The following is a 13,282-nucleotide window of genomic DNA, read 5'->3' on the forward strand; positions in this document are numbered from 1 at the left end:
AACTTATGAAAAATTTTAAATATATAATAATATTTCTAATAGGACTTCCTTTTTTTGCTGTTGGACAAACTGTTCTAACCTTAGAAGAAGCGATTGCCATTACTTTAGAGAATAATTTTGACCTTCGTATAGCAAAAAACGAAGTTAAAATAAATGAAGAAAATGTAAGCTTGGGAAATGCCGGAATGCTGCCAAGAGTGAATGGAATTGTTACTAATAATAACACCATTTTAAACACCAAGCAAACACAAGCTAACGGAAACGAAATTGAAATTGACGGAGCAAAAAATTTAAATCTAATTTACGGTGTTGGCTTAGAGTGGACCATTTTTGATGGTTTCAGCATGTTTGCACGGCACAACCAATTGAAAGAAATTCAAAAATTAGGTGAAACTGAATTAAAATTAAACGTGCTTACAAAAGTCAGTGAAGTATATGACACCTATTATATTTTGGTCAATCAACAACATTTGATTAGAAGTTTAGACAGTATTATCGCTGTTTCCGAATTCCGATTAAAAACAGCACAAACACGATTCACCATTGGTAAAGCTTCAAAATTAGAAGTGCTGAATGCCGAAGTGGATTATAATGCAGATGTTTCCGCAAAAATCAGGTTAAAGGAGCAATATGCCATATCAAAAATCGCTTTGAATCAATTGTTTGTTCGCCCCTCAGAAACAGATTTTAAGGTAACGGATGTTATTTTAATTGATGAAACATTAAAATTAACCGACTTGCTTGCATTAGCCCAAGAACAAAATCCGGAATTACAGATACAATACATCAATAAAAAGATTCAGGAATACGAACTTAAGCAAGTAAAAGCAGCAAGATACCCAAGTTTGAGTTTATCAACAGGATATAATTTCATTCGATCTGAATCTCCTTTTGGATTCATAACGCAGACTTCCGGGCAAAACTTTAATTATGGTTTTACAGCCTCTATCAATATATTTGACGGATTCAATCAAAATCGAAATGAACGAACGTCTAAAATTCAATTGGAAAATACCCAATTGCAGATTGATAGACAAAAGCTAGCGGTTAATGCACAAATTTCCGGTTTTTACCAATCGTATCTTTCCAATTTAGCCTTATTGGAAATGGAACAAAAGAACGAAAAAATTGCCCGTCAAAATTTAGAAATCACTTTAGACAAATTTAAAATTGGGACTATATCTCCAGTTGAATTCAGAACTGCTCAAGTGAATTATGCCAATGCGATAATTCGTTTAACCAATGCAGAATTGTTGGCAAAACAAACCGAAATCAGTTTAAAAGAAATTGCCGGAAACTTATCCTTTTAACTTTTTGAAATTCATTTTATTGCCAATTTAAAAACAAGTTATTCATTTATATTTTACATTTGATACACTAAACAATAACTTTTTAACTTATGGAAATGAATTTTTATGCTATTTTAGTAGCAGCACTAACCACACTTGTTGTGGGTTCAATTTGGTATAGTCCAGTTCTTTTTGGAAATGCTTGGATGAAAGAAACCGGTTTAACCGAGGAAGAATTAAAAAAAGGAAGTATGCTCAAAATATTTGGGTTAACTTTTGTTTTTTCTGTCCTGCTTGCGATGATTTTACAAGTTTTATGTGTGCATCAATTTGGTCCATTAGGAATGATTGGTGGCCCTGACTTCATTGACAGTGCAAAACCTTCGTATGCAGCTTTTATGGCTGATTATGGCACCGTATTCAGAACCTTTAAGCATGGAGCTTTACACGGATTTATGTCCGGATTGTTTTTGGCTTTTCCGATGATAGCCATCAATGGTTTGTTTGAACGAAAATCATGGAAATATATTTTTATTCACGCCGGTTATTGGACCGTTAGCATGACTATTATGGGAGCCATTGTTTGTGGTTGGGTTTAAGCCAACTTGTCAATTGCCGCTGCTAATTTAATATCTTTATCAGTAACCCCTCCTGCATCATGAGTTGATAAACGGAGGGTTACTTTATTATACAAATTCCAAATTTCAGCATGATGGTTTTGTTTTTCAGAAAGACACCCTATTTGAACAATAAATGCTAAAGCTTCTAAGAAATCTTTAAAAACATACAATTTCTCCAAATTATTATCTTTAAATTCCCAACGATTTATTTCCTTTATTTTTTTTTGAAGTGTAACAGTACTTAAAATCATAATCAAATATTTATATAAAGTTAAATAAGATTATTATTTTTTCAACATACTTTAACTTTATCAACTTATTTTTATAACAATTTGTCTTTGAATTCAGCGTATACTTTTAGCATTTACGAATCGGCTAAGCAATTACCATCCCAATGGAATAGCTTAGCTTCCTCGAATATATTTTTATCGACCCTCTATTTAGAAGTGTTGGAAGAATCAGCTCCTCAAAACATGAGCTGTTTTTTTATTGGTATTTTTGAAAACAAAAACTTGGTTGGTATAGCCTTATCTCAATTTTTAGATTTAAATAAGTTGGAATCGTTTGGTGAACGCGACAAGTGTGTTAAAACATTTTTTCGGAATATAATCTTCAGAAACTTTTGTTCACATGTTTTACTCCTTGGAAATAACATGTTGTCCGGTCAAAATGCTTATCTGTTTTCAGAAAAAATTGATTCCGCTAAAGGAACAGAAGTACTTTATCAAGCAATGGATGAAATCAAAAAAATACTAAAACAGAAAGGGCTCAGTGTGCATTTAACAACCCTAAAAGATTTTGAAGAAAAAGAGCAACTTCATTTTTCTGCACCGCAATTTCAATCTTTTTATCGTTTTACAACCCAACCTAATATGGTTTTTTGCTCCTGTGACCACTGGCATACCTTTGATGATTATATTGCCTCCTTATCAAAAAAATACAGAGACCAATACAAACGCTGTCGTAAAAAAGCAACAGGAATTCATAAACAAAAAATGGATTTAAAGGATATCATCGCCTCGGAAGAAACCATTTATGACTTGTATCATCATGTCGCTCAAAATGCTCCGTTTAACACTTTTTTCCTGGCCAAAAATCACTTTCGGGTTATGAAAGAAAAACTGAAAGACAATTTTTTATTTTATGGTTATTTTGAAAATGGCTCCTTAATTGGATTCAATACCTTAATTAAAAACGGGACCCAAATGGATACCTATTTTTTGGGTTATGATGAAAAAATTCAACGTGAAAAAATGTTGTATTTAAATATGCTGTATGATATGATTGCCTATTCAATCAACCAAGGCTTTAAAGAAATTGTTTTTGCCCGAACAGCTTTGGAAATCAAAAGTTCTGTTGGTGCAAAACCGTTAGAAATGTATGGATTTATGCAGCATTCAAATGTGCTAATCAACAAAAAAATGGAACAGTTATTCTGTTATTTGGAACCTAAAACAGATTGGCAAGAGCGAAATCCGTTTATATAGAATTTTTATATTTTCGGTATTGATATAAGGCAAAAATCGCTAAAATCAATTCGCCAATAATACCATAAGAAAAAGCCGGAGAAGGAATGCCATCCAAAATCATACTCAACATTCTACCAGCTACTAATCCAATCATAAATATAAAATTAGAAAGTGTGGCCATTTTCCAAAAATCAGGCTTTAGTATTCCCATAATCCAAAAAGTCGAAAAAGCCAAATACAATCCCAAAATAGCTCGAAACACATTCTTTAAATCAGTAGATTGAACTTCAAAATCAAATAAAATCGGTGCTGTTTCATTTGGGAATAATCCGTAAAAAAGTGCTGCGGGAATAACAATTAGCACTGAAATAATCAAATGTAAATTTTTAAGAATCATGTTGCCACTAGTTTAAAGCATCTATTTCACCCTGAATAACTTCCCAATCCTCTAATAATTTATCCAACTCCTGTTTCTTTTTATTATAGGCCATAAAAAAACTAGCGTCTTCAATATGTTTGTCATAATTTGACATCAATGCTTTATCATCATTTTGAATGTCAATTTCCAGTTGCTTGATTTGACTTTCAATTTTACTTAAGCGATTTTGAAGCGATTTATTCTTTTTTTGATCTTCATACAAAACCGTTTTATTTTCCTTATTGGAATTTAAATTCGCTACCACATCTTTTTTTTCAATTTCACGCATGTTCATGGCGTTACGTTGCTCTAAGAAAAAGTTTATGTCTCCTAAATATTCTCTGATTTTTTGGTCTTTGAATTCATATACCGTATTTGCCATTCCTTGTAAAAAATCCCTATCGTGTGAAACCAACAATAACGTTCCTTCAAATTTATTTAAGGCTGCCTTTAAAACGTTTTTTGATTTAATATCTAAGTGATTGGTTGGCTCATCCATCAATAAAACATTAATGGGTTGCAACAATAATTTGCATAATGCCAAACGGTTTCGTTCTCCACCGGATAGGACCTTTACCTTTTTTTCCACATCATCACCGCGGAATAAAAATGACCCTAACATGTCGCGGACTTTAGAACGATTACTGTCTTTTGCCGCATTCACCATGGTTTCCAACAACGTAATTTCGCCGTCTAAATATTCTGCCTGATTTTGGGCAAAATAACCCAATTGCACATTATGACCTAATTTGATTGACCCTTGGTATTTGAATTCGTTTACAATGGCTTTGATAAAAGTCGATTTTCCTTGACCATTTTGACCTACGAAGGCAATTTTACTACCACGTTCTACTAACAACGAAATATCTTTTAGAATGATTTTATCATCATAGGCTTTGGTCACATTTTCTGCTTCGATGACTACTCTTCCTGGTGTTTGCGAAACAGGAAATGAAATATTCATTACTGAATTATCGTCTTCATCGACTTCAATTCGCTCTACTTTATCGAGTTTTTTAATTAACGATTGAGCCATGGAAGCTTTTGAAGCTTTCGCTCTAAACTTTTCAATTAACTTTTCAGTCTCTTCAATTTTTTTAGCTTGATTTTTTTGAGTTGCCAATTGTTTTTCGCGAATTTCTTCTCGCAAAACTAAATATTGTGAATAAGACTTATTGAAATCATATGCTTTTCCCAGCGAAATTTCGATGGTTCGATTCGTCACATTATCTAAAAACATTTTATCGTGCGAAACGATGACCACTACTCCGGGAAAATTTCTAAGAAACCCTTCTAACCAAATTATACTTTCAATATCTAAGTGATTGGTTGGCTCATCGAGAAGCAAAATATCGTTGGATTGTAAAAGCAGTTTTGCTAATTCAATCCGCATCCGCCAACCTCCTGAAAAAGTATCCGTTTGATTATTGAATTCCTCTCTTTTGAAACCTAAACCTAACAGAATTTTCTCAGTATCACCCACATAATTGTAACCACCTAATACTTCAAAATGATGCGTAACATCACTCAATTCATCAATTAATTCAGAATACGTTTGACTTTCATAATCTGTACGGGTGGCCAATAGATGATTGATTTGATCTATTCTGACTTCCGTTTTCTTAATGTCTTCAAAAGCTTGGTAAGCTTCTTCTAATACGGTTCTTCCCAGTTCAAAATCGATATCCTGCCTTAGAAAACCCATCTTTACTTCTTTCTCTGTAGCGATACTTCCAGAATCAGGTTTAAAATCACCTGCTAAAATTTTAAGCATAGTTGATTTACCAGCACCATTTTTTCCCACTAATCCAACTCTGTCTCCTGAACCCAAACGAAAGGTTACTTCTTCAAATAAAAATGTTCCTCCAAAGGAAACCGATAAATTGTGTATGTTTAGCATAATTTTGTTACAAATGTTACATTGGTTAACTTGTGAAAAAGATACCTTTGTATAAAATTTTTACAAATGTTAAAAAAAGGATCCAAATTGAATAGCATTTTAACAGGAAGTTGTCCTAAATGCCAAGAAGAAAGTATGTATTTAGAAAAAAATCCATATATCGTGAGTAAAATATTTAATATGCATGAAACTTGTACTCATTGTGGCACTCGATATAAAATGGAACCTTCCTTTTTTTACGGAGCGATGTATGTTAGTTATGGATTGAGTATAGCTTTTGGTGTTGCTGCCTTTATAATTTCAAATGTTTTTATCGGATTAGGATTAATTGATTCTTTTATTGCTATTGTAATTACTTTAATTCTTACTTATCCACTTATTTTACGTCTTTCAAGAAATATTTGGATTAACCTGTTTATCCATTTCGATAAAGATTGGAAAAATAAGCAACGTTAATCCCAACAAATTTTTTTAAACCTTTTGATGTCAATTTCTTTTTCCAAAGGAATTTGATTTTCAATATTTTCAAATAACGCTTTAGCCATTGCCGGTGCCAGCATTACACCTCGGGTTCCTAATCCATTTAATACATGGAGATTTGGGTGTTTTGGATGAGTACCTACCATTGGTCTTCTGTCTTTCACCGTTGGTCTAACACCGGCTAAATGGTCAACAACTTCAAAATCGCAATGTACCAGTGCCTTCAAATTAGTTAATAATTCATTTCTTCCTGCTGCTGTGGGTGTTGGTGTTTTATCTTCCCAATTATAAGTTGCTCCTACTTTATATAAATCGTTTCCAATGGGCAAAATAAATACGGATGATTTAATGACTACATCGAGTTTCAACTCAGGAGCTCTAATGACTAATAATTCCCCTTTAGTTCCATCAAGTGGTAAATTAGAAAAAAATGGATTAGCGTGCATCCAAAATCCTTCCGCAAAGACAACCTGCTTGTATCTTACATTTTTATAGACAATAAATTCATTTTGTACATCTAAATCACCATAAACAAAGGATTCTTTGAGTAAAAAACCAAGATTCGCCAAATAATTTTGATATTCATTTAGTAATAAAGCAGTATCAACATATCCTGATTGTAAAACTTCGCCAAAACCAAATGGAGAATCAATTCCGTTGTATTTATTGTACTTTAATTCCGTAGCTAAAAAAGGAGCAAGATTTGGTTTATCAGTAGCAACAAACCAATTATTTTGTTCCTCGATGGAAAACAACTTTCTATAAATTGGCACTTTAAAATCAAGGTGCGTGTTTAATTTAACTTCCAAAACACCATAAAAATCTTGGGCTAATGAAATTTGCTCTTGTGCTTTCCATACTTCACTAAACCGTTTAAGAATAACAGGATTATATAAGCCACCCGCAACATGAGAGGAATTTTGTGAATAATTTTCAAAAACAGTAATCGTTTTATTGTTTTGAATAGCAAATTCTGCAAAAGCAATTCCGGCTAAACCGGAGCCAACTATTAAATAATCTTTCATTGTACAAAAATAAAAAACTCTTACCGTGAAGTAAGAGTTTTAATAGTATTTTATTTTATGAATTAATAATTCCACATATCTTGCTCAAAGTCTCTGATTTTTTCTTTCACTCTTTCAGATTCTAAAAGTTGATTTAAGGCATTATCCTTCATGTATTCCATAATTTGTCTGTCTCCGTATACATTCTCTTCTTTATAAATTACACCACTAAAACGGCGTGAATTTAATAAATGATCAAATGTCATTGACTGGGCAGAATTTTCATTATTGAAAACTTTCCATTCATGCAGAACATCACGTGTAGCAGGGAAATAAACCCAGAATAATTCAATTACATCCGGATTGTCAACACCTATTTCACGAGCCTCAGGAGATACCGGACAAATACCTAATAAACGGTATTTCATTTCACCTTGTCGTTTGTCAAAATACCAATATCCTTTAATTTTATAACCTGATACATCTATAGAACTTAATTCTCTTTTGTCAATGTACTGAAGATCTAATACTTTTCTACCGGCTTTATAATCATCAAAATAGGTGTTTATTTCTTCTCTACCGGCATTGGTTGTATCAATGTAAGTAAAAGAAGATGCCATATCTTTTAATGATTTTTTGGTATTAAAATAATCATCATAATATACTTCAGTAATTTTTCCGCTTTTGATTTCTTTAATAAACACATCAAATAAAGAACGTCTGTCTTTTCCAATATTAGCTGTATCAATAGGAAAATAAAGTGGCAAATTTACACGTTCATCTAAATCGATGATTTCCCAAACCATTTTACCCATTAATACGTCTCTATCATTCACGTAACCGTATTGAAGCGGTTTGTCGTTATCACTCTCTTCTTGAGCAACGGTTTTTTTGCCAATTTCACTTGGTGATTTAGCATTCAATAAATTGGATTGTGCAATACCCATTTGGGTTATCAACAAAACCGACATGCACGCTATAACTTTATTCATTTTCATTGTGTATAATTTGTAGGTTAATTAAGAAAATAACGAAAATCTTACCTAATTATTGTATTTCAAAAATTACTGGGGCGGTTCTTGGCAACATAATAGGAGAACCCACCAATTGTGTTTTGATATCAGAAATCGTAACTACGTCTCCTCTACCTGCTCTTGCTAAAGCTGCTTTACACTGGGCATTTACTCTGTCTCCGGAAACAATAACTGCTGCTTGACCGGGAACTTTGAATGTAAATGATGTTACGTTTAGTTTAACATCAAAATCAAAATCAGGTAATTTTGCAGTTACTTGAGAAACTTCTAATCTAGATTTAGCACCTTTTACCGTATACATTTCCCCTCCGATAGCTCCTACTGGTGCAGGAATACCTTTTACACGGAATGTTTTCTTTGAATTAGCAGTTTTTCCATCAGGTAATTTTGCTGTTACACTGATGATTGCTTCAGTACCTTGACCAGGACTCATATTATATTTACCTGGAGCTGATGCTTTAGATAAACCAGGAGCTGATGCAGTTACGTTATTATCAGAAATACCGGCGAATGAAATCGTCATTGGGTTAACAACCCCTCTGTAAACCACATTCATTTTATCTGCAGAAATTGTAGCTTCTTTTGGTTGAGGAACTACCACATAATTTCCTTCAATAGGAATTTCAATAGGTTTACCATCTTCCATAAAAGTGAATTTACCACCGATTTTTTGTTCTCCAATGCTACCGGCACCAAACTTAATCATTGCCATACCTTTCTCGATGTTTACTTTATTTCCGTTTACCACAACATTAGTAGGAACTGTAGATTCGTCATAACGACCCAATACCACACGACCTGTTACGGTTTCTCCTTGAAAGAAAGCAGACTTATCCAAAACAACAATAGCTTTGTATTTACTCATTGAAGATTGAGCGATAGCAGTATTCCCAATTAAAGCATTCAATACGTTTGACTCTGCATTTTTTGCATCAGATTGCATAGCTGTTAACTTAGTTAAAGATGCAATTCCAGGGAATCCTCTATAATGATAATCCAAAAACGGTTTAGTAATACCTTCTTTGTCTTTTACGTCAGCTGTGCTAAATTTTGATTCTAAATCCGCAATAATTGGAGCATATTTTTTATCTGTTCCTATAGCAGCTTTCATATCGTCTCTATACTTATTGATTGTAGCTACAACTTCTTTACCTTTATCGGTATAGTCGTCACCTTTAAACCAATTGTTGTCAATTGCGTCGGCTTTGTCCATAGATTCGTAAGGAAGTTTACCTGTTTCTTCATCTATTTCAACACCTTCAGTAATTGTAGATTTTAAACCTCCTACATAATCATAAAAAGTTTTTGTTAAAGAGGTTACTTTATCAGCAATTTTCTTTGGACCTGCGAAATTCGCGGCATCATCGGTAGCTTTTTGATTTAAAGCATCCATGATTTGTTGATTCGTTTGAACTGCTGAAATATTCGATTTTTCAAACTTTTCATTAAATAATCCAAAAGCAGATAAAACTTCTTTGGACATATTAAGTGCAAGCATAGCGATGAAAACCAGGTACATCAGGTTAATCATCTTTTGTCTAGGGGTTAATTTTCCTCCTGCCATTGTAATTAGTTTTTAAGTGTTTTTAAATTGATAAAACTAATTATCCTCTATTTCCCATTGCAGACAACATACCACCGTAAACATTGTTCAACGAAGCAATATTTGCTGTCATAGCTTGCATTTGATCTTTTAATTTTGCTGCATTATCAGCGATTTCTTTATTAGCTTCAGCATTTCTGGAAGCACTTTCTAATTGTACTTTATATAAACTGTTCAATGATTCCATTTGAGCGGCAGCCATTGACAATTCTTCGCTGTATTTTTTCTGACCTACCATTGAATCAACTGTAGGTGCAATTCCTTTAGCAGCAGATTCGAAATTTCTGATACTGTTTCCTAAACTTGACATTAATTCACCGTCAACTTTAGCTTCTTTAAGCATAGTATCTAATTTTTGTGATAATAAACCTTGAGCATCTTCTTTTACAGATTTGTTAGATTTAGCCTCGCCACCAGCTAATTCAGGGTATACTAATGACCAATCCAATTCTTGGTCAACCGGTTCAAATGCAGATAATGCAAAAATAATAGCCTCAGTAACAAGACCGATTGTTAACATTACGTTCCCTGTTAAAGGCCCGATTTCAAAGTGAATAATTTTGAATAAAGCACCTACGATTACAACCGCAGCTCCCATTCCATAAGCAAAATTCATTGTTTTTTTACTTAAAATTGCCATAATAATAAATTTTAGTTGATTAAGTTAATTATATAAAGTTGGTTAATAATTCTAATTATTTAGCTCTACCGGATTTTTTCGCATTTCCGGTGACTTGAGTTCCCATGTAATCTTGAACCGTTCTGAATCCGATATAACTTCTTGCAGAATCAGCATATTCATAATCTCTGGTACTCACTTGAAGGAAGTAAGCCACATCTTTCCATGAACCACCACGGATAACTTTACGTTTGTTTTTTGAATCACCTACCGTTGGGTTCATTGTTGACATATATTCATAAGATGCTGCATCATAAGACGAATCTGTCCATTCTGAAACATTTCCGGCCATATTATATAAATTATAATTATTTGGCTCATACGATTTTGCTTCTACTGTATACAATGCTTCATCAGCAGCATAATCACCTCTGTTTGGTTTGAAGTTAGCTAAATAACAACCCCTGTCATTTTTAGCATAATTGCTTCCCCATGGATAAGTTGCTGATTGAAGACCGCCTCTTGCAGCATATTCCCATTCCGCTTCAGTTGGCAAACGGAAGGTATTAATATAATTTTGTTTCTTTTTCTTTGATTTAATGTAGATGTTTTTATTTAAAGTTCTCCAAGCACAAAATGCTTTTGCTTGTTTCCAAGAAACACCTACTACAGGATAATCACCGTAAGCCTGGTGCCAGAAATAATCATTGTGCATTGGTTCATTATAAGAATAAGCAAAATCTTTAATCCAAGAAGTTGTATCAGGATATATTTTTACTTTTTCTTTTCTTATAAAATCAGATCTTTTGCCAGTTTTTGCTTTAGCCGCTGCTTGAATATCCATCCAGGAATAACTGAATTCTAATTTGTTTACATCAATAGTACGTAAACCATTGAATGATTCAGCTACCGGTAAATACATTGAATCCATTACTTCAACATAATATTCATCAGGATATTTTGAAGTTTCATTAATTAATTTCACTTTTCTGTTCAATCTTCTTCCCTCATAAGGATTATCATCAGTTCCAATACTGTAATAATTTTCATACATGTATTTGTCATAAGGAGTCATTTTTTCAGGATCTGCATCTGAAAACGCATAATCCCCAATGCTTCCTCCACCTTTTTTACCACCACCTTTTTCGCCTGCAGTAGCAGATGTTTGCCCTAATTCATCAGCTAAAACAGCTAATTTCATTCTGGTAACAGAATCTTTTACCCATTCAACGTATTGTCTGTATTCACTATTCGTGATTTCTGTTTCATCCATAAAGAATGAACGAACACTTACAGTTTTAGTTGGTGCATCTTGCACATTGGCGGGATCATCATCTGATTTTCCCATAATGTAAGCACCACCAGGAATTAATGACATTCCGTAAGGTTTCTCTGGATTCCACTTTTTACCTCGAACTCCTACAAGCTCTCCTTTGTCGCTGGAACCACAACTAACCAATACAACTAAAATAGTTGATAATGCGATAAACTTCTTCATATAAATTTGGGTTATCATATACTCGAATTTTTAAGGCCGTAAACCTATTTATAATTTTTTTAAAATGCAATTATTTCTTCTACTTTTTATTTTCTAGTCAAAACTAATAAGAAACATATTATCTGAAAAGAAAAAAATCGATAAAATACATAAATTATCGACGAAAAGCGCTTTTTTATTAAATATGTAATACTTATCTTTCGTTTAAATTAAGTTCTTTCTTTGAACTTTCCACCATCTATCAGGAATTTCTTGGTCGCAAGCTCGCAAATAATCTTCATGTGTACATGGCAATAACGCATTTTTTTTAAATTTATTATTAAAATTTGTAAAAAAAGGTATTTCAATCCACCATCTTTCCGTTTTAGGACTTTTAAAAAACACAAGTTCTAAATCATCGATAGGAACTATATATTTTAAAAAAGTATTTTGATTTGGAGATTCTAAAGACCTATAATTGTATCCTTCTATAAAATACCAAATAATTTGTGCGATTAACACACTTTCATTTTTTGAATTATGCTGATTAAAAATCCCAAATGATGTTACCTTATCACTTAATCCGGCATATCGGGATAAAGCACAAATTTCTTTCCCATTAAAACCATTCGGCGTAAATATATTGAAATTTCCTGAATCTGATGATTTAACAGCTGTTAAATCTAAAGAAACTAAATCACAATCACGAAAGACCGGCTCTGCAATTGCTGGACTTGTTGAAACTTCTCCTAAACGAAAACAATCAAAATATAATTTTTCAATTAAATCTATTTCTTCTTGCGAATTAAAATAGGTTTGAAATCCTACATTACTGTAATTAAATAAATTTGTTGGTTCATTAATGATAATTTTTGAGAGGAAAGATTCGGAAGTGTTTAATACCTCCTCTTTTCCAAAATCAAATTTACTATCTATTGCTACCAAATTTACCATTTGATCTAACTGATCATAACCTCTATACATGGCATAAGTCAAGTCCTGAGAACCACCTAATATTATTGGTAAAATTTGTTTCTTAATTAATTCCGAAACTATTTTGGCAACTGCATAATAGGTGTCTTCTTGGGTATTCCCTTGCGGTATATCGCCTAAATCTATGATTGATGATTCCCAATTACCTGAAAATAAAGCATAAAATTCTTTCCTAATAAAATCTAAATCTACGTTTAAAGCATTACTATTACCGCGGTTATCCAAAACACCAATTATTGCAATTTTGGCAGTATTCAAATCCGGAAAATCTTCTTTCGTATGAAAAACAACTTTTTTACCAAGTGATTGCATGTTCAGCTTTTTTACAAAATCTAAAACGACAGCAGAAACCGGTTCTAAAAAATCAAATGCCATG

Annotated in this window: 13 protein-coding genes; 4 read left to right on the plus strand and 9 right to left on the minus strand. The window is 32.8% G+C overall.

All coding sequences use genetic code 11. From position 1 onward, the window contains the following. The first annotated feature begins 5 nt into the window (after positions 1-5). Positions 6-1,310, plus strand: coding sequence for a TolC family protein (locus ACIQ2Z_RS01310; protein WP_396182360.1), 1,305 nt, complete (start codon positions 6-8; stop codon positions 1,308-1,310). A gap of 89 nt (positions 1,311-1,399) precedes the next feature. Further along, complete coding sequence (locus ACIQ2Z_RS01315) at positions 1,400-1,888, plus strand: DUF1761 domain-containing protein (protein WP_396182361.1); 489 nt, start codon at positions 1,400-1,402, stop codon at positions 1,886-1,888. On the opposite strand, the gene ACIQ2Z_RS01320 is transcribed toward ACIQ2Z_RS01315, so the two are convergent. Beyond that, the gene (locus ACIQ2Z_RS01320) at positions 1,885-2,160 is read right to left on the minus strand and encodes a 4a-hydroxytetrahydrobiopterin dehydratase (RefSeq protein ID WP_396182362.1); all 276 of its coding nucleotides are present in this window, start codon (positions 2,158-2,160) and stop codon (positions 1,885-1,887) included. The two genes, ACIQ2Z_RS01315 and ACIQ2Z_RS01320, sit on opposite strands and share 4 nt — an antisense overlap. Positions 2,161-2,247: 87 nt before the next feature. Between ACIQ2Z_RS01320 and ACIQ2Z_RS01325 the strand changes: the two genes are divergently transcribed. Further along, positions 2,248-3,396: a peptidogalycan biosysnthesis protein gene (locus ACIQ2Z_RS01325; RefSeq protein WP_396182363.1), complete on the plus strand. Its 1,149-nt coding sequence runs from the start codon at positions 2,248-2,250 to the stop codon at positions 3,394-3,396. On the opposite strand, the gene ACIQ2Z_RS01330 is transcribed toward ACIQ2Z_RS01325, so the two are convergent. Beyond that, positions 3,389-3,775: a DUF4345 domain-containing protein gene (locus tag ACIQ2Z_RS01330; protein WP_396182364.1), complete on the minus strand. Its 387-nt coding sequence runs from the start codon at positions 3,773-3,775 to the stop codon at positions 3,389-3,391. The genes ACIQ2Z_RS01325 and ACIQ2Z_RS01330 overlap by 8 nt on opposite strands. A gap of 7 nt (positions 3,776-3,782) precedes the next feature. After that, entirely contained in the window at positions 3,783-5,696 is a 1,914-nt protein-coding gene (locus tag ACIQ2Z_RS01335) for an ABC-F family ATP-binding cassette domain-containing protein (protein ID WP_396182365.1), read from the minus strand. A 66-nt stretch (positions 5,697-5,762) separates the two neighbouring features. Here ACIQ2Z_RS01335 and ACIQ2Z_RS01340 point away from each other — a divergent pair, with 66 nt between their 5' ends. Next, positions 5,763-6,152: a DUF983 domain-containing protein gene (locus ACIQ2Z_RS01340; RefSeq protein WP_396182366.1), complete on the plus strand. Its 390-nt coding sequence runs from the start codon at positions 5,763-5,765 to the stop codon at positions 6,150-6,152. On the opposite strand, the gene ACIQ2Z_RS01345 is transcribed toward ACIQ2Z_RS01340, so the two are convergent. The 6 genes from ACIQ2Z_RS01345 to ACIQ2Z_RS01370 all read right to left on the minus strand — a co-directional run bounded on the left by ACIQ2Z_RS01345 (position 6,149) and on the right by ACIQ2Z_RS01370 (position 13,281). Further along, positions 6,149-7,201: an NAD(P)/FAD-dependent oxidoreductase gene (locus ACIQ2Z_RS01345; RefSeq protein ID WP_396182367.1), complete on the minus strand. Its 1,053-nt coding sequence runs from the start codon at positions 7,199-7,201 to the stop codon at positions 6,149-6,151. The genes ACIQ2Z_RS01340 and ACIQ2Z_RS01345 overlap by 4 nt on opposite strands. A gap of 62 nt (positions 7,202-7,263) precedes the next feature. Continuing rightward, entirely contained in the window at positions 7,264-8,178 is a 915-nt protein-coding gene (gldN, locus tag ACIQ2Z_RS01350; protein WP_396182368.1) for a gliding motility protein GldN, read from the minus strand. Between the two features lie 49 nt (positions 8,179-8,227). Next, positions 8,228-9,778: a gliding motility protein GldM gene (gldM, locus tag ACIQ2Z_RS01355; RefSeq protein ID WP_396182369.1), complete on the minus strand. Its 1,551-nt coding sequence runs from the start codon at positions 9,776-9,778 to the stop codon at positions 8,228-8,230. Between the two features lie 40 nt (positions 9,779-9,818). Further along, positions 9,819-10,457, minus strand: coding sequence for a gliding motility protein GldL (gene gldL, locus ACIQ2Z_RS01360; RefSeq protein WP_396182370.1), 639 nt, complete (start codon positions 10,455-10,457; stop codon positions 9,819-9,821). 55 nt (positions 10,458-10,512) lie between these two features. After that, entirely contained in the window at positions 10,513-11,934 is a 1,422-nt protein-coding gene (gldK, locus tag ACIQ2Z_RS01365) for a gliding motility lipoprotein GldK (protein ID WP_396182371.1), read from the minus strand. 204 nt (positions 11,935-12,138) lie between these two features. After that, the gene (locus ACIQ2Z_RS01370) at positions 12,139-13,281 is read right to left on the minus strand and encodes a formimidoylglutamase (RefSeq protein WP_396182372.1); all 1,143 of its coding nucleotides are present in this window, start codon (positions 13,279-13,281) and stop codon (positions 12,139-12,141) included. Between the last annotated feature and the right edge of the window lies 1 nt (position 13,282).

The organism is Flavobacterium sp. (assembly GCF_044361015.1).
GTDB lineage: Bacteria > Bacteroidota > Bacteroidia > Flavobacteriales > Flavobacteriaceae > Flavobacterium.